This window comes from Paenibacillus rhizolycopersici, from assembly GCF_014947195.2.
Lineage (GTDB): Bacteria > Bacillota > Bacilli > Paenibacillales > Paenibacillaceae > Fontibacillus > Fontibacillus rhizolycopersici.
Window position 1 is genome coordinate 25,110 of the sequence record NZ_JADCNN020000003.1, and the last position, 26,655, is coordinate 51,764.

General features: G+C 53.5%; 21 protein-coding genes. 3 read left to right on the forward strand and 18 right to left on the reverse strand.

Annotated elements, in window-relative coordinates; all coding sequences use genetic code 11:
* Positions 1 to 64: 64 nt before the first annotated feature.
* The 8 genes from carB to lspA all read right to left on the reverse strand — a co-directional run bounded on the left by carB (position 65) and on the right by lspA (position 10,901).
* On the reverse strand, positions 65 to 3,277 hold the full coding sequence (carB, locus tag IM700_RS03975; protein ID WP_193416333.1) for a carbamoyl-phosphate synthase large subunit: 3,213 nt from the start codon (positions 3,275 to 3,277) through the stop codon (positions 65 to 67).
* A gap of 4 nt (positions 3,278 to 3,281) precedes the next feature.
* Positions 3,282 to 4,418, reverse strand: coding sequence for a glutamine-hydrolyzing carbamoyl-phosphate synthase small subunit (gene carA, locus IM700_RS03980; protein ID WP_193416334.1), 1,137 nt, complete (start codon positions 4,416 to 4,418; stop codon positions 3,282 to 3,284).
* A gap of 52 nt (positions 4,419 to 4,470) precedes the next feature.
* The gene (locus IM700_RS03985; protein ID WP_193416335.1) at positions 4,471 to 5,778 is read right to left on the reverse strand and encodes a dihydroorotase; all 1,308 of its coding nucleotides are present in this window, start codon (positions 5,776 to 5,778) and stop codon (positions 4,471 to 4,473) included.
* A gap of 81 nt (positions 5,779 to 5,859) precedes the next feature.
* A complete protein-coding gene (locus IM700_RS03990) occupies positions 5,860 to 6,771 on the reverse strand; it encodes an aspartate carbamoyltransferase catalytic subunit (protein ID WP_193416336.1) in 912 nt (303 codons plus the stop codon).
* 1 nt (position 6,772) lies between these two features.
* The gene (pyrR, locus tag IM700_RS03995) at positions 6,773 to 7,318 is read right to left on the reverse strand and encodes a bifunctional pyr operon transcriptional regulator/uracil phosphoribosyltransferase PyrR (protein ID WP_193416337.1); all 546 of its coding nucleotides are present in this window, start codon (positions 7,316 to 7,318) and stop codon (positions 6,773 to 6,775) included.
* Positions 7,319 to 8,040: 722 nt separating this feature from the next.
* Positions 8,041 to 9,294, reverse strand: a complete 1,254-nt coding sequence (locus tag IM700_RS04000; RefSeq protein ID WP_193416338.1) for an LL-diaminopimelate aminotransferase — start codon at positions 9,292 to 9,294, stop codon at positions 8,041 to 8,043.
* A 168-nt stretch (positions 9,295 to 9,462) separates the two neighbouring features.
* Positions 9,463 to 10,395 carry an RluA family pseudouridine synthase gene (locus tag IM700_RS04005; protein WP_418888763.1) on the reverse strand — a complete coding sequence of 311 codons (933 nt, stop codon included), beginning with the start codon at positions 10,393 to 10,395 and terminating at the stop codon, positions 9,463 to 9,465.
* An 11-nt stretch (positions 10,396 to 10,406) separates the two neighbouring features.
* The gene (lspA, locus tag IM700_RS04010; RefSeq protein WP_193416339.1) at positions 10,407 to 10,901 is read right to left on the reverse strand and encodes a signal peptidase II; all 495 of its coding nucleotides are present in this window, start codon (positions 10,899 to 10,901) and stop codon (positions 10,407 to 10,409) included.
* A gap of 211 nt (positions 10,902 to 11,112) precedes the next feature.
* Here lspA and IM700_RS04015 point away from each other — a divergent pair, with 211 nt between their 5' ends.
* Positions 11,113 to 11,850: a TraR/DksA C4-type zinc finger protein gene (locus IM700_RS04015; RefSeq protein ID WP_155607731.1), complete on the forward strand. Its 738-nt coding sequence runs from the start codon at positions 11,113 to 11,115 to the stop codon at positions 11,848 to 11,850.
* Here the strand turns inward: IM700_RS04015 and IM700_RS04020 are convergent.
* Both IM700_RS04020 and ileS read right to left on the reverse strand, forming a co-directional pair.
* Complete coding sequence (locus IM700_RS04020; RefSeq protein WP_155607732.1) at positions 11,837 to 12,187, reverse strand: DUF5665 domain-containing protein; 351 nt, start codon at positions 12,185 to 12,187, stop codon at positions 11,837 to 11,839. The two genes, IM700_RS04015 and IM700_RS04020, sit on opposite strands and share 14 nt — an antisense overlap.
* 132 nt (positions 12,188 to 12,319) lie before the next feature.
* Positions 12,320 to 15,415 (reverse strand): isoleucine--tRNA ligase, encoded by a 3,096-nt coding sequence (gene ileS, locus IM700_RS04025; RefSeq protein ID WP_193416340.1) that lies wholly within the window; start codon positions 15,413 to 15,415, stop codon positions 12,320 to 12,322.
* A 714-nt stretch (positions 15,416 to 16,129) separates the two neighbouring features.
* Here ileS and IM700_RS04030 point away from each other — a divergent pair.
* Positions 16,130 to 19,165, forward strand: coding sequence for a family 78 glycoside hydrolase catalytic domain (locus IM700_RS04030; RefSeq protein ID WP_193416341.1), 3,036 nt, complete (start codon positions 16,130 to 16,132; stop codon positions 19,163 to 19,165).
* Positions 19,166 to 19,226: 61 nt separating this feature from the next.
* Positions 19,227 to 20,150: an AraC family transcriptional regulator gene (locus IM700_RS04035; RefSeq protein WP_193416342.1), complete on the forward strand. Its 924-nt coding sequence runs from the start codon at positions 19,227 to 19,229 to the stop codon at positions 20,148 to 20,150.
* Between the two features lie 49 nt (positions 20,151 to 20,199).
* Here IM700_RS04035 and IM700_RS04040 read toward each other — a convergent pair whose 3' ends face one another.
* The 8 genes from IM700_RS04040 to IM700_RS04075 all read right to left on the reverse strand — a co-directional run bounded on the left by IM700_RS04040 (position 20,200) and on the right by IM700_RS04075 (position 26,605).
* Positions 20,200 to 20,706, reverse strand: coding sequence for a DivIVA domain-containing protein (locus IM700_RS04040; RefSeq protein ID WP_155607736.1), 507 nt, complete (start codon positions 20,704 to 20,706; stop codon positions 20,200 to 20,202).
* A gap of 237 nt (positions 20,707 to 20,943) precedes the next feature.
* Positions 20,944 to 21,726 (reverse strand): YlmH family RNA-binding protein, encoded by a 783-nt coding sequence (locus tag IM700_RS04045; protein WP_155607737.1) that lies wholly within the window; start codon positions 21,724 to 21,726, stop codon positions 20,944 to 20,946.
* 1 nt (position 21,727) lies between these two features.
* Positions 21,728 to 22,003 carry a YggT family protein gene (locus IM700_RS04050; protein WP_155607738.1) on the reverse strand — a complete coding sequence of 92 codons (276 nt, stop codon included), beginning with the start codon at positions 22,001 to 22,003 and terminating at the stop codon, positions 21,728 to 21,730.
* 7 nt (positions 22,004 to 22,010) lie between these two features.
* Positions 22,011 to 22,460, reverse strand: coding sequence for a cell division protein SepF (locus IM700_RS04055; protein WP_155607739.1), 450 nt, complete (start codon positions 22,458 to 22,460; stop codon positions 22,011 to 22,013).
* Positions 22,460 to 23,152, reverse strand: coding sequence for a YggS family pyridoxal phosphate-dependent enzyme (locus IM700_RS04060; RefSeq protein ID WP_193416343.1), 693 nt, complete (start codon positions 23,150 to 23,152; stop codon positions 22,460 to 22,462). Before IM700_RS04060 ends, IM700_RS04055 begins: the two co-directional genes overlap by 1 nt.
* 8 nt (positions 23,153 to 23,160) lie before the next feature.
* On the reverse strand, positions 23,161 to 24,012 hold the full coding sequence (gene pgeF / locus IM700_RS04065) for a peptidoglycan editing factor PgeF (RefSeq protein ID WP_193416344.1): 852 nt from the start codon (positions 24,010 to 24,012) through the stop codon (positions 23,161 to 23,163).
* A gap of 126 nt (positions 24,013 to 24,138) precedes the next feature.
* Positions 24,139 to 24,474 carry a YlmC/YmxH family sporulation protein gene (locus IM700_RS04070; protein WP_193416345.1) on the reverse strand — a complete coding sequence of 112 codons (336 nt, stop codon included), beginning with the start codon at positions 24,472 to 24,474 and terminating at the stop codon, positions 24,139 to 24,141.
* Between the two features lie 184 nt (positions 24,475 to 24,658).
* Positions 24,659 to 26,605: an FAD-dependent oxidoreductase gene (locus tag IM700_RS04075; RefSeq protein ID WP_193416346.1), complete on the reverse strand. Its 1,947-nt coding sequence runs from the start codon at positions 26,603 to 26,605 to the stop codon at positions 24,659 to 24,661.
* Between the last annotated feature and the right edge of the window lie 50 nt (positions 26,606 to 26,655).

The following is a 26,655-nucleotide window of genomic DNA, read 5'->3' on the forward strand; positions in this document are numbered from 1 at the left end:
GCCGCCGCTTAATGTTTCGTTTTACCCAGCTTCGTGATCAAAAGTCGATTTTTGAACTTCCTCTTTAAAGCGTAGGCATGGCTTGGGAGGAGAAGTTGATCGTCTCCAACATCTCCAGCAGTGCCCGGACCGTATCCAGCGAGGTCATGCAGACGACGCCGTTCTCCACCGCTTCCCGGCGGATGCGGAAGCCGTCGCGTTCCGGCTCTTTACCTTTGGTCAGCGTATTGATGACAAAGTGAGCTTCGCCGTTTCGGATCAGATCCAGGATGTTCGGCACCCCTTCCGACAGCTTGTAGACGGTCGTTACGTGGATGCCTGCCTCAATCAGCGCGGAAGCCGTGCCGTCCGTAGCGATGATCTTGTAGCCCAGGCGGTAGAAGCCGCGCAGCAAGTCAACCGCTTCCTGCTTATCTTTATCGGCTACCGTGGCGATGATCGCTCCGGTAGCAGGGATCTTCATGCCCGCGCCAATCAAACCTTTATACAGCGCTTTGGCATATTGCGGATCGCGGCCCATCACCTCGCCGGTCGATTTCATTTCCGGTCCAAGCGTCGGCTCAACACGGCGCAGCTTGGCGAAGGAGAACACGGGAACCTTGACCGCAACCTGGGTGCTTTCCGGCCACAGGCCGTTTTGGTAGCCAAGATCGCTAAGCTTCGTACCGAGGATACATTGGGTGGCCACGTTCGCCATCGGAATGTTCGTCACTTTGCTCAGGAACGGTACCGTCCGCGACGAGCGCGGGTTGACTTCGATGACGTACACTTCGTTTTTGTAGATGACGAATTGGATGTTGACCAAGCCAATCGTCTTCAGCTCACGGGCGATCTTCATCGTGATCTCGGCGATTTTCCCCTTCAATTCCTCGGACAAATGCTGAGGTGGGTAAACCGCAATCGAGTCGCCCGAGTGTACCCCAGCGCGTTCGATATGCTCCATGATCCCCGGGATGAGCACCGTCTCCCCGTCACAGATGGCGTCAACTTCCACTTCCTTGCCCAGCATGTAGCGGTCGATCAGTACCGGATGCTGCGGGTTAATGTTCACCGCTTCCTCCATGTAGCGGAGCAGTTCCTCATCGGAGTAGACAATTTCCATCGCCCGGCCCCCGAGTACATACGACGGTCTGACTAGCACCGGATAACCAAGGGACTGTGCCGTCCCCACGGCTTCTTCCACAGAAGTGACCGTGCTGCCCTTCGGTTGCGCGATGTCGAGCTTCGACAAGAGAGCTTCGAACTTCTTCCGATCCTCGGCTTCGTCAATGCTCTCGAGGGAGGTGCCGAGAATGCGCACGCCCTCCGCTTGTAGCGGCGCCGCCAGGTTGATCGCCGTTTGGCCGCCGAATTGCACGATGACGCCCACCGGCTTCTCCTCTTCGATTACGTTCATCACGTCCTCGAAGAATAACGGCTCGAAGTACAGGCGATCCGACGTGTTAAAGTCAGTGGATACCGTCTCCGGATTGTTGTTGATGATGACGGCTTCGTAACCGGCTTTTTGAATCGCCCATACCGCATGTACCGTCGAGTAGTCAAATTCAATCCCTTGCCCGATCCGGATCGGTCCGGAGCCAAGCACGACGATCTTTTCTTTGTCGGTTTGGAGGACTTCATTTTCCGTTTCATAGGTCGAGTAGTAGTAAGGCGTGGAGGCCTCAAACTCGGCTGCACACGTGTCGACCATTTTGTAAACCGGCTTCAACCCGTGCTCTTTGCGGAAGCTTCTTACTTCAGCTTCGGTCCGGTGCGTGCCTGATGGCTGCCCGGCAGTACGCAGCTCGGCGATAGCCCGGTCGGTAAACCCTAAGCGCTTCGCTTCGTACAGCGTATCATAGGAAAAGAACTCTTCCCCCGCAATTTGCTTCTCGAATTCCACCAAGCGTTCGATTTTGTCGAGGAACCACCAGTCGATTCCGGTTAATTCCTGGATTTGCTGCAGCTTGTAGCCCCGGCGGAATGCTTCGGCGATCAAGAATAGCCGCTCGTCGTCCGCCTTGATCAGACGGTTGTTTAACGTCTCTTCGTCGATTTTCTCCGCGCCTTTCAGGTACAGGCGATGCGTGCCGATCTCGAGCGACCGGACCGCTTTATGAATGGACTCCTCAAATGTGCGGCCGATGGCCATCACTTCGCCGGTCGCCTTCATCTGCGTACCTAGCTTACGGTTCGCGTGGATGAATTTATCGAACGGCCAGCGTGGGATTTTGCTGACGATGTAATCAAGCGTCGGCTCGAAGCAAGCGTAGGTCTGCCCTGTGACCGGGTTGACGATTTCGTCGAGCGTGTAACCCATCGCGATTTTAGCCGCCATTTTAGCGATCGGGTAGCCTGTCGCTTTAGACGCAAGCGCCGAAGAACGGCTGACCCGCGGATTTACTTCGATGACATAGTATTGGAAGCTCTGCGGATCCAGCGCAAACTGCACGTTGCAGCCGCCTTCGATGTTCAGCGCCCGGATGATCTTAAGCGAGGCCGAACGCAGCATCTGATATTCACGGTCGGAGAGCGTTTGGCTCGGCGCGACAACGATGCTGTCCCCGGTATGTACGCCCACCGGATCAAAGTTCTCCATGTTGCAGACCACGATGCAGTTGTCGTTGGCGTCTCGCATGACTTCGTATTCGACTTCCTTCATGCCGGCGATCGATTTCTCGATCAAGCATTGACCGATCGGGCTGTAGCGAATGCCTGAAGCTACCGTCTCGCGGAGTTCCTCTTCCGTGGCACAGATCCCGCCGCCGGTACCTCCAAGCGTATACGCCGGACGGACAATGACCGGGTAGCCGATCTCATTAGCGAATTGCAGCGCTTCATCCACTGTGGTGATAATAGAGCTTTCCGGCACCGGTTGCTCCAGTTCACGCATCAGCTCGCGGAACAAGTCGCGGTCCTCCGCTTTTTCGATCGAAGTCAGCTGCGTGCCGAGGAGCTTCACATTTTCGCGTTCCAGTACACCTGCGCGGGCCAGCTCAACCGCCATGTTCAGGCCGGTTTGCCCGCCAAGCGTTGGAAGCAAGCCGTCAGGCCGCTCCTGACGAATGATTTGCGTTACGAATTCCAGGGTGATGGGTTCGATGTAAACCTTGTCGGCCATGTTCGTATCGGTCATGATCGTCGCCGGGTTGCTGTTGATCAGCACCACCTCGACGCCTTCTTCTTTCAGCGCCTGACAGGCTTGCGTTCCGGCGTAATCGAACTCGGCTGCCTGGCCGATCACGATCGGTCCAGAGCCGATGACGAGTATTTTCTTAAGGTCTTTGTTGATCGGCATAGGTTTACAGTTCTCCTTTCGCAGCGGCCATCAGTTTGGCTTGGCGGGGCTTTTGCGGGTTCTGCCGCTTATGTTCGCGGATCATCTCAATGAACCGGTCGAACAAGTAGCTATTGTCGTAAGGTCCCGGAGCCGCCTCCGGATGATATTGGACAGAAAAGGCCGGATATTTCTTATGCTTAAGTCCTTCGATCGTTTTGTCATTATTGTTGATATGCGTCACTTCCAGCTCCGTGCCGGCAATGGACGCTTCGTTTACGGTGTAGCCGTGGTTTTGCGACGTAATGTAGCAGCGGCCGGACTCCAGCTCCTTGACGGGATGGTTACCGCCGCGATGGCCGAATTTCAGCTTCTCCGTATCGGCGCCGCAAGCCAAGGCGAACAGCTGGTGGCCCAGGCAAATCCCAAAAATCGGATACTCACCGAGCAGCTCGGCGATCATCTCCGCGGCGTAAGGAACGTCTTTCGGGTCCCCAGGTCCGTTGGACAGTTGGATGCCGTCCGGGTGAAGGCGGCGGATTTCATCCGCGGTCGTATTATGCGGCACGATCACTACATCGCAATCGCGTTTGTTCAGCTCGCGCAGAATCCCGCTTTTTGCGCCGAAGTCGACCAGCACGATCCGTTCCTTGGATCCCGGACTACTGTATACATGATGCGTTGAAGTTTGCGCGACTTGATTGCGCAACTCGGCAATGCTGGTGGCCAGCATCATTTCCTTTAACTCGTCGATCGATTTCGCCGAGGTGGTCAGAATTCCTCTCATCGTTCCCTGATGGCGGATAAGGCGCGTCAGCATGCGCGTATCGATGTCGGTAATGCCGGGAATGCCGTATTCCTTGAGCAGGTCACCCAAATTGTATTGGGCCCGCCAGTTGCTTGGGGTCGGTTCATAGCGGCGAACCACAAAGCCGTGAATCGATGGTGCAACGGATTCAAAGTCGTCGCGCGAAATGCCATAGTTCCCGATCAGCGGATACGTCATCGTGACGATTTGCCCGCAGTAAGAAGGATCGGACAGCACCTCTTGGTACCCCGTAATTCCCGTATTAAAAACGACCTCCCCCGTCTTTTCCCCTTCCGCTCCAAATGAGGTTCCGGTAAACAGCGTGCCGTCTTCCAACAATAGTCTTGCCTGCATCCTGCAGCACTCCTTTATCCATAAGCTGAATTACTATATTCACATCCGCCCATTAACGGGCTAGTTCGAGCGCGTCGTTCCATACCAGCTTCCCTTTGACGATCGTTGCGACAGGCCAGCCTTTTAGATCCCACCCCGTAAATGGGGTGTTCCGCCCTTTCGAGGCAAAAGCCGCCGGATCAACCGTTCGTTCCGCGTTCAGATCCACGATCGTCAGGTCGGCTGGAGCTCCCGATACCAACCGTCCCGCTTCCAAGCCGAACACACGGGCCGGATCCGCCGTCATCCGCTGCACCAGCATCGCCAGGCTCCAGCGACCCGTGGCCACGAACTTCGTGTACAGCAGCGGGAAGGCCGTCTCGAAACCCACGATGCCAAACGGCGCTTGCTGCATGCCTTTCGCTTTCTCCTCTTCGCTATGCGGGGCATGGTCGGTTACGACAATATCGAGCGTACCGTCTTCCAACGCAGCGATGCATGCTTCGACATCTCGGCGCGAACGCAGCGGTGGATTCATTTTCCAGTTGGCATCAAGGCCCGGAATATCCTCTTCGGACAAAATCAGATGGTGAGGGCATACCTCCGCAGTGACGTTGATGCCGATTTGCTTCGCTTGGCGGATCAGCCTAATCGACTGCTCTGTGCTTACGTGGCACACATGGTAGTGAACCCCGGTCGCTTCCGCGAGCAAAATATCCCGCCCGACATGAATCGCCTCCGATTCATTCGGAATTCCCTTTAGACCATGCTTTCGGGCGAATTCCCCTTCAGCCACCGGTGCTCCTTCCACAAGTGAATTGTCTTCGCAGTGGGCGATCACGGGCATCCCCAGTGAGGCTGCCTGCCGCATTGCATCCTTCATCATCTGCGCATTTTGCACGCCGACGCCGTCATCGGTGAAGCCGATGGCCCCGGCGTCTTTCAAAGCTGCGAAGTCGGTCAGCTCCCGGCCAAGCTCGCTTTTGGTGATGGCCGCATAAGGCAGCACGTTCACCAGTCCGGCTTCTGTGGCCTTCTGTAACACAAACCGTACGGTATCCGGGTTGTCAGTCACCGGCCGAGTGTTCGGCATACAGGCGATCGTGGTAAATCCGCCTTGAGCTGCTGACCTTGAGCCGGTTTCGATCGTCTCTTTATGCTCGAACCCCGGTTCACGCAAATGAACGTGCATATCGATAAATCCCGGAGTGACCAGTCTGCCGCCGGCATCGATGACCTGGGTCCCGGCTTCTGCGTTTGCCTGACCAAGTTGCCCTGCTTTCTCAACCTTGGCGATGACTCCGTCTTCGATCGTGATTTGAGATAACTCTTGCTCCCCTAGTTCGTCTAAGATGTTGGCATTGATAATGACAAGCCGCATGCTTTAATCCCCCCGCTGATTTGAGTACGTACCGAAAAACGTCCATCGACCGTCTTGCAGCCTCTACTACTCCGCTATCGCTTACAGCAAAGCGCGTTCCATAACCGCCATGCGAATCGGAACCCCGTTTTGCATCTGCTTAAAAATTCGGGATTGCGGATGTTCCACCACCGCATCGTCGATCTCCACGCCCCGGTTCACCGGAGCTGGATGCATGATCAGCGCATGCGGCGCAAGCGCTGCGGCCCGTTCTTCCGTCAAGCCGTATTGCAAGCGGTATTCTTCGGCCGACTTGATCAGCCCGTCTGTATGGCGTTCCAACTGAACTCGCAGCATCATGACCACATCGGCACAAAGCGCTTCGTCCATCGGAATGTAAGATGCGTGCGTACTCAGTTCCGGCGCTTGCATATTCTCCGGCGCGCAGAGCTTCACTTCGGCGCCGAATTTCTGCAACGCCCACAAATTGGAGCGAGCGACCCGGCTATGCTTGATATCTCCGATAATCGACACTTTTAGTCCGCTGAGTTCTCCGAAGTGTTGTTTCATCGTATATAGATCCAGCAACGCTTGCGTCGGATGCTCGTTATTGCCGTCGCCGGCATTGACCAGCGGCACCGATACCCGCTTGGCTAGTTCCTCCAGCATACCGATGGGCTTCAGCCGGATCACGCCGGCGTCGATCCCCATGGATTCCAGCGTGCGGACGGTATCGTATATCGATTCGCCCTTCTCCACGCTGGAAGCGGCTGCCGCGAAGTTGAGCACCTGAGCGCCTAACCGTTTCTCCGCCATCTCGAAGGAGAAGCGGGTGCGCGTACTATTTTCAAAAAACATATTTGCGACGAAATGATCCTTCAGCACCGGGATCATCTTCTCTTCCTTTGCATCCCAGTAGGCCGCTCGGTCGAGGATCGCGGAAATTTCCGCCGCGCTCAAATCCTTTAGTCCGAGAAGGCTACGTTCCTTCACAGCGGTTACCGTCAGCGCCATCCTAGTTCCCCTCCCGTGCCTGCAGGATCTGAACCAGATCGGTGCCGTCATGCTCCGTCAGGAGAACTTCGATTTCTTCCGCCCGCGAGGTCGGCACGTTCTTACCGATGTAGTCAGCACGGATCGGAAGTTCTCGGTGCCCCCGGTCGGCGAGTACCGCTAGTTGGATCGACTCGGGACGACCGCAATCCATGATCGCATCCATCGCTGCCCGAATCGTACGGCCAGTGTACAGCACATCGTCGAACAGGATCACTTTCTTGCCTTGAATCGATACCGGGAAAGTTGCTTTGCCAGACCCCAGAGCGGATTCCTCTTTATCGTCACGGTAGTTCGTTACGTCAAGCTCACCCCATGGAATAGCTGTTCCTTCGATGCTCTCTAGGCGTTCAGCCAGTCGTTTCGCGAGGTAGACACCTCTTGTTTTGATGCCGGCCAGTACACATCCCTCAATGCCTTTGTTTCTTTCCAAAATTTCATGCGCAATTCTTGTCAGTGCCCTCCGAATCGCCGTTTCGTCCATTATGATATGACTTTCGTTGCTCACAGCCTGCGACCTCCTTAAGGGATAGGGTCACCTTGCATCGTCCGTGATAGGCGCATAAAAAAACTCCTTGCCGGAAATCCAGGCAAGGAGTCTTTAGCCACAGTTATACTATGACTGTCATGTAGGTCTTGGGTATATGGTTCCGCCACAAAGAAGCGAAGTCCGCCCAATTCCCCATTCACGTTACCTTGCCAGCCTCACGGGACTGAATTAAAGGTGCTTATGGTTTACATGAATTATGACAGAATGAGGCTAGCCTGTCAAGACACCCAACCCAGTTCATACATCCCCAATGCTGAGGTTTATTCCAACTCCCTTTGAAAGCCTGCTGTGTTGATGATTGTTTATAATTATACATAGTATGTTATATTTATTCAACCCTGAGTTTTGTCGGCTTATCCGCATTGAATCGCTATATTCCCTTTAGTATTCGCCTGATCATTTTGTATGTTTCTATTGTTAACACGCATATTTAACCAATATGTCAGGTAAAGATTAGGCAGCAGCAGATCAGTACCACCTAAACTCGATTGGCGAGACATCTTGTACTAATACCTTTTTCTTTTCCTCGTCGCCAACTCCAGCCACTGAACGAAAGGGATAATCGTGAAAAGGTGGCAACAAGGACAACCCCGGCAATTCGGCGGGCAATTAGACAAAACAGAAAAACCGCCCCTCGGGCATAAAACCCTTGGAGCGGCTTGGTTAGTACAAGTCGTCGGTTAGAATATGAACTTCAAGTCGCCTAGGCGGCGTTTGATTTCGGAAATAACGCGATGCTCTTCGTCCTCGCCGTCGGCGATGAACGTGACGGAGAAACGGACGTAATGCCCCGCATCGTCCCACGGCACCGTGGAAATCAGCTTCTCACGGATCAAAAACTGCGAAAAATCTTCGGCCGTCGCAAATGTCGGTCCGCCTTCCACGCCTTTCGGCGCTTCAACGTAGAGGAAAAACGATCCCTTTGGCTTCTTCGCGTTGAAGCCCAAATCATTCAGCGCGCTCACCAGCAGTTCGTGACGGCGCGAGTATTTGGCAGCGATCCGCTCCGTAATCTCCGGATGGGCAAGCCCATAAGCGGCTGCTTTTTGAATCGCAATGAATTGACCCGAATCGTTGTTGTCTTTCACGTCGCTGAACGCCTTAACAACCAGCGGGTTCCCGGCCACAAATCCGATTCTCCACCCCGTCATGTTGTACGACTTGGACAACGAGTGCAGCTCGACGCCCACATCCTTCGCACCTGGGACGGAAAGGAAACTTAGCGGCTTCAGCCCATCATAGGTTAATGCCGCATAAGGCGCGTCATGTACGATGACAACTTGATATTTCTTCGCCCAATCCACCACTTTGGCAAAAAACTCTCTTGTCGCGCTCGCACCCGTCGGATTGTTCGGATAATTCAAATACAGCAGTTTGGCCTTACGGGCGATCTCTTCCGGAATTGCATCCAGATTCGGCAGGAAATCGTTCTCTTCGGTCAACTGCACCGTATAAACCTCGCCGCCGAGGTACTTCGTGTGCGTTCCGATGATCGGGTAACCCGGTACGGTCATAATCGTGATATCGCCGGGATTGATGAAGCAGGAAGGCAGCATGGCAATCGCCGGTTTTGAGCCGATCGAGTGTACGACCTCTGCGACGGGATCAATGCCTTCGACGCCAAATACATCATGGAGGTACTTCGCTGCCGCCTCCTTGAGCTCAGCAATCCCGTTGTCGGCGTAACCACGGTTCTCGCGTTTGGCCGCTTCCTCCGCCAGCTTTGCCACGATACCGGCATCGGCCATGTCATCCGGCTCACCGACGCCCATATCGATCAGCTCGACCTCGGGGAAATCCTTCTTCGCCGCCGCTTTAGCCCGTTTGATTTTCTCAAATTTATAAATAGCGGTGTCTTTGCCGTAATTCGCCCCGCCAATGCGCTCCGCAAATTGTTGTTGAATATAGGTTTCTTGTCCGTTCAGCGTACTCATATCAGACGTCCATCTCCTTTGTATACATTAAAAAATCCATTCTCGAATGGTTCGAACTCGCACTTTAAATATGCAGGAATTCGGCCCATTTAGAGAATGGATTAATCACCTGATCGTTTGTACTTTTTGATCAAGCTGTCTCCTGGAGGTGAACAATTGAATGGTTGCTTAACGGTTTCGGAGCGATTGCAGCACCGCTTCCATATCTGCAGGAATTGGAGCGCTGAATTCTAAATAACGCCCATCGTCAGGGTGTTCAAACCCTAATACGGCGGCGTGCAACGCTTGTCCGTCCATCTTGATTCCTTTGCTGCGGCCATATAGCGGGTCTCCCACCAACGGATGGCCAATGAACTTCATATGAACCCGAATTTGATGCGTTCGACCGGTTTCCAGCTTGAGCTCAAGCAGTGTATAGTCCCCGAACCGTTCAACGACTTGAAAATGCGTCACCGCCTGTTTGCTGTTCCGTTCGATCACCGTGTACATTTTGCGGTCATGGGGATCGCGGCCGATCGGTGCATCCACCGTTCCTTGATCATGGCTGACATTGCCGTGCACCAGGGCATAATATTTCCGTGTCACGCTGTGTGCTTTGAGCTGAGCTGCCAACGAGGCATGCGCCTTATCGTTCTTGGCTGCCATAATCAGCCCCGACGTGTCCTTATCGATGCGATGCACGATACCGGGCCGGAGCTCGCCATTGATCCCCGATAAGTCCTTGCAGTGGTACATCAAGGCGTTGACGAGTGTGCCCGAAGAATGACCCGGCGCAGGATGCACAACCATGCCTCGCGGCTTGTTAACGACGATGGCATCCCCGTCTTCATAATAAATATCGAGCGGAATGTTCTCCGGCTCGATTTCCGCAGGTTCTGCCTCGGGTATGGTCAATTCCACTCGATCGCCTTCTGCCAGCTTGTAATTCGCTTTGACCGGCGCATCGTTTACGACCAGGTTCCCCGCTTCAATCCACAATTGAATCTGGCTGCGGGAGACGTCCTCTCCCAGCAGCGTTTTTGCATATTTATCGATTCGCTCTTTCGCGTCGGCCGATCCAGCCACCCACTCGAGCTTCTCTTCTTCGAATTCCTCTGACATTTTGTTCAAACTCATACGTTTTCCTCATGCTCCTGATGGGCTGCGGCTTGCTTCTCTCGACGGATTTCCAACAGCGAATCCAAAATGATCAGGGCAACACCGACAACAATGCAGGAATCCGCAACATTAAAAATCGGAAAGGTATACGTCCCGAAATTGAACATCAGAAAATCGACGACTTCCCCACTGACAGCACGATCCAGGAAGTTGCCGATCGCCCCGCCGAGGACCAGGGACAATGCAACCGGCAGAAGCTTGTTTGGTTGTTTTCTTACTTTAAGCAAATACCAGACAATCCCTACTACCACAACCGTAGTCACCACGATAAAAAACCAGCGTTGATCCTGCAAAATGCCAAACGCTGCGCCGCGGTTCCGATGGGAGGTAATGATAAAGAAGTCGCCGATCACCGGAATCTGTTCCCCGATCGTAAGTCCGGTCGCAATCCAATATTTCGTGCCTTGATCCACCAGAAAAACGATTAATGCAATCAAAAAATATACCACGCGGTCAGTCACCTCGTTTTTCATTTCCTGCCCGCAACTAAGCGGCAGGATATTCCTCTTCTAAGCCTTGTTTATTGTAGCACAGCCGGAAATGACCCGTCCATGCGCGAAAGGATTTTCCTTAGGTATTTCGTCATGGTTCTGCACAAAATACCGCTAGAGGAGACGTTTCAAACAACCGCTCTAGACACAGAAAGGAAGGAGCAACCTTATGCCGCATTTAACGAAGACCCAGCTGGCGGAACTCACCGCGAAGCTGAAGGAAACTCAGTCCGCTTTAGTCGAACAATTGTCGGATAATGATCACTATGGAATGAATGAATCGATGCGCGATAATACGAATGAGCTCAGCCCGATCGATAATCATCCCGGAGACCTTGGTTCAGAAGTATATGAACGGGGAAAAGACCTGGCGCTCGCCGAGCATCATGAACTTCACCTGGCTCGGGTAGAAGATGCGCTTGAACGGATCGAGGAAGGCAGCTACGGTTACTGCGCGACCTGCGGCAAACCAATCAGCTTCGAACGGCTCAGCGCTATCCCTGAAACGGCGTACTGTAAGGATCACAGCCCGCAAACGTTCGTTTCCGCCAAACGACCGATCGAAGAGATCTTCTTGTCTCCTCCGTTCGGACGAACGAGCTTGGATGAACGCGACGACCAAAACGGGTTCGACGGAGAGGATGCCTGGCAGATCGTCGAGAGCTTCGGGACCTCGAATTCGCCGGCAATGGCCGAGGATTCAGAAATCGATGATTACAATGACATGGAAATCGAAGCGTCCGAAGAGCTGGACGGATTTGTCGAGCCTTATGAATCGTTCATTGCTACCGATATCTATGGCCAAAACGTTTGCTTTTTCCGTAACGGGGTCTACCGGAAACATATGAGTGCCACGGAGCATTTGGAAAGCGAGGACTCGCTGGGAACCGGCTCTAATAAGTATTAAGCTCAAGCTGTCTTTGCACGATGCGCACGATGTCCGCGATATAATCGCCGATGATCGGCAAATTCAACGCCCCAAGTACCTGCAGAACGTAAATGATCGTTGCCGCAAAAAAGGTAAAACCGATCGCCACGCCAACCCCACGGGCCGTACCGGACAACACATTCAACCAAATAAGACGCCAGGGTCGATTCAACAATTCGGTGTATTCAGCGATGCGCGATCTCTCCAGTTGCCTGGTCCAGTTCAAGGTTAGGCGATATACGGCATTCATTTGTTCCTCCGGCGTGCCCGGTATAGGCTCCACAGTGGATTCGGGCGCCGGTTTATGACGAGTCATTTACACCCCATCCTTTGCTCCCCAGAGTATCCTAAAACACAAACGAGCCCGGTCTTCCTAGAAGGAGACCGCAGGCTCGTTTGCTTCAATTGCTATTATTATGGCCTTGATGGAAAAGCTCCATTCAAGCGTTTAGGCGTCAATCGCAATCCCGATCGATTTGCTGCCGAGATCCACCGTTTCAACAGAGCCCTGCGGCTTGCCAAAGGCGACGTCCGTAATCAGTACGTTTTCGCGCAGCACATGCTCAAACGCGGTGATGGCAGCTTTCAATTCGTCGTCAACATCCAGGGTGAGATGCACCCGCTTCTCGATCGGCAGATCCAGCTTCTTGCGGGTATCTTGAACGGCGCGCACGACTTCGCGTACCCATCCCTCTTGCTCCAGCTCCGGTGTGATATCCGTATTCAGCGCTACAGTCAACCCGTAACCGGAAGCAGAAGCGTATCCCGGCTTCGCCTGCTTCTCAACGAGCAGTTCATCCGCGGTTACAACCAGTTCTTCGCCTTCCGGAGAAGTTACGGTGAATTGACCTTGCTCTACGATCGCACGGGTTTGTTCCGCCGCAAGGTTCTTCAGGTATCCTTGCAGGAAACCGATGTTTTTACCGTATTTCTTGCCGGCCACTTTTAGGTTCATTTTCAAGGTGAAATCAACGAAGCCGCTGTCGCTGGTTTCGATGTCGATCGCCTTGACGTTAATCTCTTCCTTGATGATGTCTTCATATTCGCTAACTGCAAACTCGCGATCCATGGAAACGATCAGGCTAGACAACGGTTGACGCGTCTTGATGCCACTCTCGTTGCGAACATTACGAGCCAGCTCGACGATTTGACGTGCGCTTTCCATGTCTTTTTCCAGATCCAGATCGATCAGCGATTCATCCGCCTGCGGATAGTCGGCCAAGTGAACGCTCTCCCCGCCGCCCAGGTTGGTGTAAATATCCTCGGCGATCATTGGCGCAAATGGCGCGATTAGCTTGGATACTGTAAGAAGCACGTGGGTCAGCGTCTGGTAGGCGGACAATTTGTCCTCCGTCAAGCCGCTGCCCCAGAAGCGGTCGCGAGAACGACGGATATACCAGTTGCTCAGCTCGTCGATAAACCCTTCAATCGCTTGCGAGGAGTTGACGAAATCATTAACCGCCAATCCTTTGTCAACGACTGGAATCAAGCTGTTCAGACGGGACAGGACCCAGCGATCCAGCTTATTCTCCGAAGGCCGGTATGCATGCTCCTCGGGATTGTAGCCGTCGATGCCGGCGTACAGCGTCAAGAACGCATGGGTGTTCACGAGCGTGTCGACCACTTTGGACTTGGCTTCAGCAACGATTCCTTTGGAGAACCGTTTGCTGTTCCAAGGCGCACTGTCGGACAGGAGGGCCCAACGGAAGGCGTCCGTGCCGAACTCTTTGATGATTTCCCAAGGATCGATAACGTTACCTTTGGATTTGGACATCTTCTGCCCGTTTTCGTCCAGCACGTGACCGGTGGCGATGACCGCTTTGTACGGCGCTTTACCGGTGAACAGCGTGGACACGGCCAGCAAGCTGTAAAACCAGCCGCGCGTTTGGTCGATCCCTTCGCAGATCATGTCCGCCGGGAATTGATCGCCGAATGTCTCCTGGTTCTCGAACGGATAATGATGTTGTGCAAACGGCATCGAACCGCTGTCGAACCACACGTCGATCACTTCGCTCGTCCGTTCCATCACTCCGCCTTCGCAGTGCGGGCAATGGACCTTCACTTCATCCACATACGGTTTATGCAGCTCAAGATCTTCACTGACATGACCTACCGCATGTTCCCGCAGCTCGGCGATGCTGTGCGGCGCAAACTGCCCGCCGCAGTCTGGGCAAACCCACACGTTCAGCGGCGTGCCCCAATAGCGGTTCCGGCTGATGTTCCAATCGACCAGTTCTTCGAGGAACTTGCCGAAGCGGCCTTCACGGACATGCCCTGGATACCATTCAACCGAATTGTTGTTGGCGATCAGTTGATCCTTCACCGCAGTCGTTTCGATAAACCAGCTCTCCATTGCATAGTAGAGCAGCGGCGATTTACAACGCCAGCAGAACGGATAGCTATGCTCGTATTTCTCTTTGCTGTACAGGGTCCCTTGCTCGGACAGCATCTTAACGATGTCGAGGTCACAATCCTTTACGAAACGGCCGGCAAAATCGGTCACCACGTCGGTATAACGCCCTTGGCCATTAACAACACTGACAAAGCTGATGCCGTTCTCGCGGCAGACGCGGTAGTCGTCTTCGCCATGTGCCGGAGCCATGTGTACGATCCCCGTACCGCTGGCGTCGGTAACGAACGATGCGCCTACGATCACGTTGATGTTCTCGGCTTGAATGTAGGTGAACGGCGGCGTATAGGATTTGCCCACGAATTCCGAACCTTTATGCGTCGACAATACCGTGTAATCGCCTTTCATGACTTTCTCGACCAAGTTCTTGGCGACGATGTATACGCCGTCCTCCTGTTTTACTCGGGCGTATTCCATGTCCGGATTCATAGCGAGGGCCACGTGGGATGGCAGCGTCCAAGGCGTAGTCGTCCAGGCTAACACATATTCGCCGGAGTCATTCAGCTTGAACTTAGCCGTGGCGCTGAGGTCTTTCACGTCTTCATAACCTTGCGCCACTTCGTGGGAGCTCAGCGACGTTTGGCAGCAAGGGCAATACGGGCTGACGCGGTGTCCGCGGTACAGCAAACCCTTGTCGTGGATCGTCGCCAGGATGTTCCAGACGCTTTCAATGTAGCTGTTATTCAGGGTGATATACGGATCATCCAAGTCGACCCAATAAGCAATCGCTTCGGTAAATTCGCGCCATTGCTTCTCATAACCGAAGACGCTGTCTTTACATTTTTTCACGAATTCCTCAATGCCGTATTTCTCGATCTCTTGCTTGCCGGAGATGCCCAGCTCCTTCTCCACGCCCAGTTCAACCGGCAATCCGTGCGTATCCCAGCCCGCTTTGCGGACGACGCGGTAGCCCTTCATCGTTTGATAGCGGCCAACGAAGTCCTTGATGACGCGCCCCAGCACATGCCCGATATGCGGCAAGCCGTTGGCGGTTGGCGGTCCTTCGAAGAAGACGTAGTTTGGCCGACCCGCCCGATTTTCGATACTCCGTTTAAACGTATTTTCGCGGCTCCATTTGTCCAGAATCCGCAAGTCGCGCGTACGCGCATTTTCTTTGACGTCGACTTTCTTCATGTTTCTCTTCCTTTCTTCAATTCAGCCTGGAAAATCAAAAAAGCCCCGTCCCTAGAAGGGACGAGACGTTTGCTCGCGTTACCACCCTTGTTTCACGCTCTGAAAGCAGCCGCCGTCTGGACGAGGCCGCAAAAGGACATGACACCTTGATCCCATACGCTTCATATGGGGTTGGTATAACGGCCAACAACCGGCAAAGCTTACTGAATCGGATTTTGATCACGAAGCAGATCAAGTAGATAATTCGACGTCGAATCTTGAATTCAACCGGGCCTTCCGTTGCTCACGTAGCTTCCAGCTACGCTCCACTACTCAGTCCCTAGTTTCATCCAACCTTCTCGGTGCTGAAAATCCGACTAAGAAGAGTTCAGCCTTGCTTCTCCGGGATGATTTTCCGTCCGCGCTTTGAACGTTGGCTTTCAGCAGGATGCCAACTCTCTGGAGAACAAAATCGCAGCGTACTGGTTCCCATCATCGAATGATTCCATTATGCAAGTACAATATGTAATTAGTTATATCGTATTGCCTCCCCCATGTCAACATCATCGGATTTAGATCTCGAAGCAGACCCAGTGGACGACCCGGCATCGAATCATGAATTCTGAAATGTCCGTTTTCCCCCTCACGGGTACGGTTTCCCCCTCCTCTGTTCCAGCCACTCCTCTTTTATAATGAAAGGGATATGATTTGACGCGAAAAGGAGCGAGTAAATTGATGGAAACCCTCTGGCAAGCCAAATGGATCTGGCACCCCGGCGAGGCTAGCCCACGTAACGATTGGAGTTGTTTTCGCAAAACATTTGCGTGGCCGGATGAGGAGAACGGGCGGCGAGTAAGTCTAAAATTGACGGCTGACTCCAGATATGTGCTATATGTCAATGGACACCGGGTCGGGCAAGGCCCCCCGCGGTCCTGGCCGTTCAGATTAGCCTATGACGAATACGAGATCAGCCATCTGCTGAAACCGGGACAGACCAATGCCATAGCTGTAATGGTGATGCATTTTGGCATCAGTAATTTCTATTATCTGCGGGGGCGCGGTGGGCTGCTTGCCCAATTGGAGGTCGAAAGCAACTCGCCTCTTCAAGGCGAAGGGCAACCCTATGTGATGGCCGTAACCGACGACACGTGGTTAACCGTAACTCACCCGGGTCATGACCGTCGTTCTCCCAGAATGTCCTGCCAGCACGCTTTTGCCGAGAAAATCGATGCCCGACTTTGGGACGAAGCCTGGACGGAGTCGGATTACAAACCCGGTTCGGAGTGGCATGCTGCTGCCGTAATTGGGCCAGTGGGATGCGAGCCTTGGGGAATACCGGTATCGAGGGACATTCCTTATTTGACGGAGGAGCCCGTCTATCCTCGGCGCGTCGAACGTTTGGGCAAGGTCAAGCCGGTCCAGTTTACCGCGGCGATCGACCTGCGCAACCATTTTTACGCAGAGAGCACGAATACGGCTAACCCTGCAGAATTTCTCGGCATGCTGGCAACGGTCGTACGCTGTAAACAACATTGCAAGGCCACGCTAGCGCTTATCGATGTTGGGGGGACTTTTCGGGGTTGCAGCCTGGACGGAGTTCATTACGATGAGTCCTCATTAACGGGAGAAGCCCCAGAACGCTTTATTCACTTTGACCTTGAGCCTGGCGATCATTTTCTGCTGATCGATGTAAGTGGAGGTACGCACGGAGGCGGGTATCATTTTGCGATGGATGCGGAAGAGACGTTAGAGTTCCTGTCTCCCCTTATGTTCCTTCCGGCTGGCAACCTCACCCAAGAAGACGATAAAACCGCCTTTGTGACCCTAGGCCCCTTCGACGGCGGCATCCGTTACGATCATCTGCCGAGCCCGCCGATGGATGAAGGGCACCCGGACTATTTACGTGCCAAAGAGATCTCGGATGTAGCCGGTCTTCTACCGTTTGCCTCTTGGGTCCGGTCCGTACCCGAAGCGCTGGTCAGCCGGGAGGATGTCTTTATCCTCTCCGTATGGAAAAGGCATGAAGTCCCCTTGTCCATTCCCGGCACCTTGCAGAATGCGGTCATTCCTGGACCGGAGCCTGCTGAAGTCCCCTGGTTTCCTGACGCGGATACTGAGCTGGTGATTGATTTTGGCAAAGAGCTGTCAGGGTATTTGGAGTTTGAGGTGGAAGCGCCGGAAGGGGCAGTTCTTGATTTCTATGGATTTGAATTTATGCATGAGGGCCAACGCCAGGATACCTATGGATTGGATCACACGCTTCGATACATCTGCGCGGGCGGACGCCGTCGCTACACTTCTCCGGTAAGAAGAGGTTTGCGTTACTGTCAGGTTACGGTACGAAACGCGGTTGCCCCTGTTCGCATCTATTACCTTCGTATGCTGCAAAGCAACTACCCCATCGCCGAGATCGGGCAGTTCCAGTCTTCGGATCCACGCTTAAATGAGATTTGGCAAATCAGTCAACATACGACCCGGCTCTGCATGGAGGATACTTTCGTCGACTGTCCGATGTACGAGCAGACCTTCTGGGTTGGCGATGCCCGAAATGAGGCGCTCATCAATTATTATTTGTTTGGAGCTGACCGGATCGTGGAACGATGCCTACGATTAGTCCCCGGCTCAAAATTCCAAACCCCGTTATACGCGAACCAAGTGCCAAGCGGATGGAACAGCGTGATTCCAAACTGGACCTTCTTCTGGGTTATCGCTTGCTTGGAGCTCTATCGCCAAAATGGTGACAAATCCTTTGCCGCGGACATTTTCCCGCATATCGAGTACACGCTGAAGCATTATTTAAGCCGGCTGAATGACCAGGGACTGCTTCAGATTCGCAGTTGGAACCTGCTCGACTGGGCTCCGATCGACCAACCGAACGACGGCATCGTTTCGCACCAGAACATGTTCCTTGTCAAAGCGTTGTCGGCCGCCGCCGCTTTCGCTACGGTCCTTGGCAATGTCGAAGCCGAAGCGTTCTACTCCGTCCAGGCAAGCCGCTTATCAGCCGCCATCAATGCGCATTTATGGTCGGATGAGCGCCAGGCTTATCTCGACTGCATCCATGCGGATGGACGCCCCTCCGACATCTTCAGCGTTCAAACGCAAGTGGTGGCATTGTTGTGCGGCATTCCCGAGCAAGCCGATTCCAAAACGAGCAGGCTCGCGACCATCGAAAGCCACATCCGGCGGCAACCCAGCTCCTTCGTGCAAATCGGCAGCCCATTTATGTCCTTCTTCTATTACGAAGCGCTAGCCAAGTTGGGCGAATGGGAGGTCATGATCGAAGACATCCGCAACCAGTACGGGCAGATGATCGATTGGGGGGCCACAACCTGCTGGGAGATGTATCCGCATTTCTCCGAAAATCGGGCGAACCCGGACCTGTTGACCCGAAGCCATTGCCATGCCTGGTCCGCAGGACCGGCTTACTTCCTGGGCGCCTACGTTCTCGGGGTGCGCAGTCTTGAGCCTGGTTGGAGCCGGGTCCTCATCGCACCCCAGCCTTGCGGCGGATTATCTTGGGCACGTGGCACAGTTCCCGTTCCGGGTGGCGGTCGAATCGACGTCTCCTGGCGGCTTGAGTTGCCGAATTCCACCGGTGTCACAGCGGGTCAAGAACATACGCCAACCATTCCCGTCCGGATGCATCTGCGCATCGTTTCCCCAGAGGCGGTTCATATCGAGGTTCAACCTCCGGGAGAGGTGGAGGTCGTCATCGAGCATATTCGTGTAGCCTTATGCTCCGATTCGATGCAAGAAACTCGGCCTTAATTGACCCCTGCCGGGGCCGACGCCTATAATAGGGGCAACCGCAGCGAAGGAGGGATCCAGGTTGTCTTTATACCGAGGGGAGAGGGTATTGGACGGGACTGCCTTTTTTACAGATACGCTGCCCTTTTACTTTAACCGGGCCGAGGAGACATTTGATCTGCAGATGCACAGCCATCGATTTGTGGAGATCGTGCTCGTGAACGATGGAGAAGGGTTTCACTTTATCGACGATGAGGTCGTACGCGTCGCGAAAAACGATTTGTTCCTGCTCCCAGCCGGAGCAAAGCATGTATTTCGCCCTGTCCACACGGGCCCGCATCGGCCGCTGACCGTATACAATTGCTTGTATGAGCCGAGCAAACTTCGGTCCTGTCTGCAGCACCTCCCAGGCTTTGAGGAACTGGGCCGCTCCAGTCTCTGTCTGTTCGGGGAGGATGCTGCAGTTCTGCCGGGGCCGGGGTGGCTCCATTTGAGAGATAGCGACGGCCAATGGAATGCTTGGTTCCGAACCGCCTACCGCGAATTTACAGATAGAGCCCCCGGCTATCTCATCAAGCTGTACAGTCTGTTCATCGAGCTAGCCGTCATGCTGGAACGCCAGCTAGAGTTCGGGGAGTCCAGTCCTCCCGCTGCACAAGACAATCAGGTCATCAAGGAAGTCGTTCGCCAGATCAATACGTCCTTTCAGAACCCCTTAACTGCCCGCAACCTTGCCGCCGCCAGCCATTTAAGCGAACGCCATTTTCATCGCTTATTCCGGCAATACGTTGGCTGCACATTTAACGATTACGTACAGAAGAAAAGGATCGAAAGGAGCTGCGAGCTGCTGACCTCCACCTGGCTGCCCGTGAACGAGATCATGCGGAATGTCGGATATGCGGACAGGAAGCATTTTTTGACCCTTTTCAAGCAAACCACCGGCCTCTCTCCTTCGGTATATCGCCGGCAAACCCGCCAAACCGACTGGCTTAACGGGGGGATATAAAAAACGCCATTTGGCGCTCCTTACTAGGAAGCCAAATGGCGTTTTTTGATTAATACAACTCTTGCACCTCTTGCCCTTTTTCGGTAGCGCGTTCGCGGGTCTCCAGCGTATCCCAGCCGTCGCTTCCGAGCAAATCCAACTGCGCTTCCACCAGCGTACGGAACCGCGCCCGGTAGATAGAAGCCTGTTTCTTGAGCTCTTCCACTTCCATGGCGATTTTACGTGATTTCGAGAGCGATTCGTTGACGATTCGATCCGCGTTCTTCTCCGCTTCCTTCACGATCAACTGCGCTTCCTTCTTCGCATTGTTCTTCACTTCATCGGCCGCTTCCTGCGCAACGATAATCGTTTTGCTCAGCGTATCCTCAATATTCGCAAAATGATCCAGTTTCTCTTGCAAAGTCATCAACTGGTTGTGAAGCTCCTTGTTCTCCCGGATCACGATCTCATAGTCTTTGATCACTTGGTCGAGAAACTCGTTGACTTCATCTTCGTCGTAACCGCGAATACGTCTGGAGAACTCTTTGTTATGTATATCCAGCGGCGTTAATGGCATGATCCCCACCTCCTAGAAATTTCGAAACTTCCCTTAAAGTAGTTGTTCAAAAAGTCAACTTTTGATCACGAGGTAACTCGAGAAGCGAATTCGACATCGAATCTTGAATTGCTAAAAACCTGACTTTTTTGAACTCGCACTTCAGCGGGAAGACGTGGTCAATACAGTTACGAGAACCCTTCATAACAGTTCGAACTATCTTATTCGACAAGAATCCGCCATCTCCTGCAATAGACCTCACACAAATTTACCGATTTTGACACGATGTCTGCCTTTTTTGGTCAGGCCGCCTGCCTCGAGCACTTTAAACCGCCCAAAGCCTTGCAAGGCGATTACGTCACCGGCCTTCAGCGGTGTAGAGGGATCCTCCTCCGTTCTCCAGTTCACCCGGCAACGCCCCGCTTTGATCGGAATTAGCACTTTACTGCGACTTAAGCGGAACACATCGCTGACAATGCCATCCAGTCGCAAAGAAGCCACCGTCAATTCCAGCGGCTCAAGCTCTTTCTCCATCGTTCTCAATTCGCTAAGGTTCAGCACCTCTGTAAAAACGCTAACGCGATGCACCTGATGAAGGTTCAGTTGCAGGAATGGTGCAATCTCTTCGGCGATCACCACATGGCATCCGTCCTCGCGGACATGAATATCGCCGATTTTATCGCGCTTGAGGCCCAATCCCAGAATCGCTCCCAAATAATCGCCGTGCTGAAGGGTAAGAAACTTCTGGTCTCCCGACGAGATATCGAGCACCTTCATTTCCATCGGTTCCTCGCTTAGGTCCCGGTAATCCGGAGCAATGAGTGCACGACGCCGTTCCGCGCCTTCATAACCGCCGTCCAGCCGGATGATCGCGTCTGGATGACGATTGGCCAAAGACTCCAGAATATAACACTGCCGCGGATCCAGGAAGTCACTTAGCTTGACCTCATGGTAATCCCCGGCATTCACGACCCATTCCCAGGCCCGGTCGACGAACGGCCGTTCCTCCGGTTTAAAATGTTCATAAACATCCGCTTTCATCTCAATACCCGAAGATATAGTGCAGAACGCTGATCAATCCGAAGGCAGCTAAGCGGAGTACGAACAAGGCAATAATCGGAGATATGTCGATCATCCCCATGATCGGAGGAATAAACCGCCGGAAAGGAGCCAAATAAGGTTCAACCAGCTTGCCGAGCAGCTCGCCGATGAAACTCTCACGGACATTAGGTACCCAAGACATCAAAATGTAAACCAGGATCATATAAAAATAAATATTGTATAGCAGCCCAACAATGGAATCGATATAGCCTACCAAGCTGTCATCACCTCATTCTGTTGTAATCGGAATCCTCCGATAAAATCTCGGTTATAGATCCCTGAATCTCGACGGTATCCGGCGTGCACAGAAAAATATTCGCCCCGACCTTGGATATGCTCCCGCTCAGCGCGTAAATCGTTCCGCTCAAGAAGTCGATGATGCGCATCGCCTGATCATTGCGAACCCGCTGCAAATTAACCACGACCGACCGATGAGAACGCAAATGGTCAGCGATTTCCTGCGCCTCTTCATATGAGCGAGGTTCATACAGGATCACCTTGACGTTCTTCTGGGAGTGAATGCTGACCACGTTGTTTCCTCTCTGATTTTTACGGGATTCAAAGCTTGGGGTTTCAATTTCCGCGTCCTCTTGGCCGGAAAACCGTTCGCGCTCCACAATCTCTTCTTCTTCCTGCAAGCCCAGAAAGTTCATAAACCGGTTCATTACTCCCATTACGTCAATTCCCCTTTCCCCACTAAAAGCGTTCCGAGGCGCACCCAGGTCGCCCCCTCTTCAATCGCCACTTCAAAATCTCCCGACATCCCCATCGATAATTCTGTCAATGGCTCCGCAGTAATCGACAAGGCGTTCAGTTGATCACGCAGCTCGCGCAGCCGGCGAAAGACCGGTCTTGTCCGCTCTGGATCATCCTCAATCGGAGCCATCGTCATCAGCCCGGCGATACGAATATGCTTCAATTCAGCGGTTTCCCTTAGAAAGTCGGCCGCCGTATCCGGCGTAATTCCCTGCTTCGACTCCTCGCCCGATACGTTCACCTGCAAGAATGCAGTCACGTTCGTTCCCAGTGCCGCGGCCCGCTTCTCCAATTCCCGGGCCAGCGACAGCCGGTCCAACGAATGAATATATTGAAATTTACCGATGACGTCCTTGACCTTCTTGCTCTGCAGATGGCCGATAAAATGCCAAGTCCCTTGCCCACCGAGGGCTTCCCATTTGGGGACGGCGATTTGCGGACGATTCTCGCCGATATGCTCAATTCCCTCCGCCAGAACTTCACGGGTGGCTTCAGTCGACACATATTTGGTTACGGCGACGACATGGACCTCCTCGCGCTTTCTTCCGCTCCGCTCGCAGGCAGCTTTAATCCGCTCTTCCACGTGCTGTATTCGTTCCTTCAGCGACACGGGAAGGATCACCTCTCTTTTATGCCTATCCAGCTTGCCATTCTTCCTGTGACGCCACCTTGCGCCCGGTAGGAGTAAAAATACTCCGGATGACAGCTTGTACACCACCTTGTACATTCGATATGAGTCGGCAATATTCCTGCTTTAATCATAATGATTCGATTCAATTCTTTCAAGTTCAGCATCGTTTTCCCTGCATGGTCTGACGCCGAAGCATAGGGCTTCTCCTTCGCAGAGCCTCCCTCATCGGGCAGTGCCTCGCGGACTTTCTCCATCACCGCTTCATCCACCTCGTAGCAGCATCCACCGATGCTGGGGCCGATCGCGGTGCGAATCTCGCTGCGCTGACTGCCAAACTTACGTTCCATTGTCTCGATCATTTCCGCGGCAATGTGGCGGACGGTGCCCTTCCAGCCCGCATGGGCCAAACCGACGACCCTCTGCACAGGATCGACAAAATAAAGCGGTACGCAATCCGCATAAAACGAAGTCAGCAGGATTCCCGGCACGTTCGTCACCAGCCCGTCCGTTTCCTGGAAAGCGCTGCTGCGATCCAGATACCCCTTGCCGCGATCTTCGGCTCGGACCACGGCAACGGCGCTGCCGTGGACCTGCTCGCCGCAGGTCCAGCCTTCAGGCGAGAAACCCAGGGCCTCGGATAACCGGCGCCGGTTCTCCAGGACATGCAACGGTTCGTCGCCGACATGATATGCGAGATTCAAGCGATCGTACGGCGGCTCGCTGACTCCGCCTGACCGGCCGGTAAAACCGACGCTGATCCCCGGGATCAGGTCCAACCACGGAGCCAACTCGAACCGTTCCACTTGTTCATCTTTAGCATTCCTTACAAACGGTTCCATCATCCATCTCCTTAAGGTAATTAATCAGTGCCAGAATAACGCCTCTGAGGTTCGTAAAATTTCAAGTCACTCACACTGCTTTTCCTTCAAGTCTACCACAAACCGGCCAGGCGTCGCTTGCGGTTTCTAGCTCCGCCGCTCTGCCCGTCCGTCCCGGTCGATGTACACGGTCGTATCGTAGGTCGTCTGCGTTCTGGATTCGCGTAATTCCTCCATTTTAACCAGAACGACGTCGGATCCGATCTTCACGATATTTTTCCAGGGGATGATCAAATCGCTGCCGCCGCCGAACAACCCCATAAATTTCGACCCGACGGGCACGACGATCGCCTCGATAACCCCTTGCCGAAGATCCAGCTCCAGGTCGCTGATATGCCCGAGCCGCTTCCCGTCCACGACATTGATGACGTCTTTTGTCTGGAAATCGGATATTTTCATACTCGCCCTCACCACATTGTCCATGGTTTTACCGCCCCCATCCCGTCTGTTTCACTCCGTCCCTTTACTATATGTGCGAGGAATTCGGCGCATGCGCCCTTGGCCACGGGAAAAGAGACGCTCCGGCAATGCAAAAAAGGACTGCCCCTCCGGAATCGTTTGATACCGGAAGAAGCCGTCCTTTTGATCTGTCGCGTTCTATCTTTTTCTATTTTTTGCCCAGCGCCCCGGCAGCCGCGTTTTCGCCGCCCAGACGTCCGGAAGTGAACGAATAGCCAATGCCTACGCCATTGCCGACGTAAGTGTCATTAAACAACACGCCTTCGGATTCAAGCCCGACGGCATAAAGTCCTTTCACCGGCACGCGTTTGTCGTTCAGCACTTGGAATTTAGGGTTTACGAGCAAGCCGCCAACCGAACCCAGGTTGTTGATCTCGGCAATGATCGCGTAGTATGGGCCTTCGCCCATTGGCAGTAAATAATCTTTGGTTTTGCCAAATTCTGTGTCTACGCCAGTTTTGGTTGCTTGGGTGTATTTATTAAATGCATCCTTGAACACTTCTACGTCCATTCCGGCGTTTTTGGCTAATTCCTCGATCGTGTTGCCTTTATAGCCGTCTCCGTTTTTCACCATCGTATCGAATACGGATACGACGTTTTTCCAAGGGGTGTCCAGCTTGAACTCATCCTTGAAATCCGCATAAAATTCGGGAGGAAGTCCAGGTAACTTCGACGCGTTAACGCCGTTCATGCCCTTCGATTCCAAAGCTTTCAGCTGTGATTGTGAAACGATCACCAGATGGTAAGGCCCGTTAAAGGCGCTTGTATTGGCTGCCGCAACCGCCGTTAGGGTAGCCGTCTCGTCTCTGAACCGGGCTCCCGAAGGACCGACGTTCATCAAAGTCGGCAGATAACTCAACATCATTGGATAGGTCGCTTCAAAAGACGTATACTGCTTCTTCAAATCTCCGGTCGCTCTGGCCAACGTCTGGTGCAGCATTTGCCCGCCGAAGTTATCCGGGACCTTCGCGCCTGCCGCCCAGGACATTTTCAGACCTTCGCCAATGTTCTGCGCGAGTCCGCCGTTAACGCCCTCAAAGCCAAAGGCTTCCTTCACCATTTCTTTATTGCCGGCGTATCCGCCCGTCGCCATGACGACGCTTTTTGCGCTGATTTCCAGCGTTGTTCCGTCCGCCTTCTCCGCTACGACGCCGGTTACGGTTCCTTTCGCGTCGGTCATCAGTTTCTTCGCGGTCGTTTCGGTAATGACCTTGCCGCCGTTCTTCTCTACGGAAGCTGCCAGCATCTTGCGAAGCGTCTGTTCGCGGGTGTTATAAGCCGGAAGCAGATGAAGCTGTTCTCCGCCAAAGTTCATAAAGGTCGTAACGTAACCTTTGCTCTTCAGCCAATCGTAAGTGTCACCGGATTTCGTGACGTATTGGCGGACAGCCGCCGCATCCACTCTCCAGTGGTTATTGACGATCCAGTTGGAGATTTCCTGTTCCACGTTCACCTTTAACCCGCCGTCAACCGCGGCGGAAGAGTTATAGAATTTACCTGCCCAAGACAGGTTGCTGGCACCGCCGATCACACTGGTCTTTTCGATGATCACGACTTTGGCCCCTTTGTCCGCTGCCGTCACCGCTGCCGATACGCCGGAAGCACCAGCGCCAACGACAACGACGTCCGCTTGGAGCTTCTCCGTCTTCCCTACGCCAGGTTTCTTGACGCTAACCGATTTCAAAGCGTTCACATCGCCGCCTGCTTTCTTCACGGCGTTCTCTACCGCTTTCAGCATGGCATCGCTCGATACGCTTGCACCGCTTACCGCGTCAATGGCCAGCGATTGGTTAGCCAGGATTTGCTCCTTGACTTTGTTTAGCGCCGAATCGCCCAGACCTTCGGTTTCGGTTTGACTGAGGATTTTGATATCTTTGATCCGATCCGCTTGCTCCATCGTCACTTGCACCTTGATCACGCCGTCTTTGCCTTCGGCTTCTCCGGTATACGTCCCGGCTTTAAATGCCGAGGCCGCCGCCGCTGTTGAAGGGCTGTTTACCAGCTTCCCGGATTGCCACCCCCAGCCGAACATCGATGCGACCAATACGATGCAGATGGAAAACATGAGCATTTTGTTAAAACGATTGCTGCGCATTCCCTCTTCTCCCCTTACTGCATATTGAAGCCTTTTGTGATTGTTTTCAC

Excerpts from the sequence above, each read along its gene's own strand:
- carA (WP_193416334.1), bottom strand. The coding sequence starts at position 4,418 with ATGCAGGCAAGACTATTGTTGGAAGACGGCACGCTGTTTACCGGAACC.
- IM700_RS04040 (WP_155607736.1), bottom strand. The coding sequence starts at position 20,706 with ATGCCATTAACGCCGCTGGATATACATAACAAAGAGTTCTCCAGACGT.
- IM700_RS04075 (WP_193416346.1), bottom strand. The coding sequence starts at position 26,605 with ATGCGCAGCAATCGTTTTAACAAAATGCTCATGTTTTCCATCTGCATC.
- pgeF (WP_193416344.1), bottom strand. The coding sequence starts at position 24,012 with ATGGAACCGTTTGTAAGGAATGCTAAAGATGAACAAGTGGAACGGTTC.
- carB (WP_193416333.1), bottom strand. The coding sequence starts at position 3,277 with ATGCCGATCAACAAAGACCTTAAGAAAATACTCGTCATCGGCTCTGGA.
- IM700_RS03985 (WP_193416335.1), bottom strand. The coding sequence starts at position 5,778 with ATGCGGCTTGTCATTATCAATGCCAACATCTTAGACGAACTAGGGGAG.
- IM700_RS04000 (WP_193416338.1), bottom strand. The coding sequence starts at position 9,294 with ATGAGTACGCTGAACGGACAAGAAACCTATATTCAACAACAATTTGCG.
- IM700_RS03990 (WP_193416336.1), bottom strand. The coding sequence starts at position 6,771 with ATGGCGCTGACGGTAACCGCTGTGAAGGAACGTAGCCTTCTCGGACTA.
- IM700_RS04015 (WP_155607731.1), top strand. The coding sequence starts at position 11,113 with ATGCCGCATTTAACGAAGACCCAGCTGGCGGAACTCACCGCGAAGCTG.
- IM700_RS04005 (WP_418888763.1), bottom strand. The coding sequence starts at position 10,395 with ATGTCAGAGGAATTCGAAGAAGAGAAGCTCGAGTGGGTGGCTGGATCG.
- IM700_RS04030 (WP_193416341.1), top strand. The coding sequence starts at position 16,130 with ATGGAAACCCTCTGGCAAGCCAAATGGATCTGGCACCCCGGCGAGGCT.
- IM700_RS04045 (WP_155607737.1), bottom strand. The coding sequence starts at position 21,726 with ATGAAAGCGGATGTTTATGAACATTTTAAACCGGAGGAACGGCCGTTC.
- ileS (WP_193416340.1), bottom strand. The coding sequence starts at position 15,415 with ATGAAGAAAGTCGACGTCAAAGAAAATGCGCGTACGCGCGACTTGCGG.
- IM700_RS04070 (WP_193416345.1), bottom strand. The coding sequence starts at position 24,474 with ATGGACAATGTGGTGAGGGCGAGTATGAAAATATCCGATTTCCAGACA.
- IM700_RS04055 (WP_155607739.1), bottom strand. The coding sequence starts at position 22,460 with ATGGGAGTAATGAACCGGTTTATGAACTTTCTGGGCTTGCAGGAAGAA.
- IM700_RS04020 (WP_155607732.1), bottom strand. The coding sequence starts at position 12,187 with ATGACTCGTCATAAACCGGCGCCCGAATCCACTGTGGAGCCTATACCG.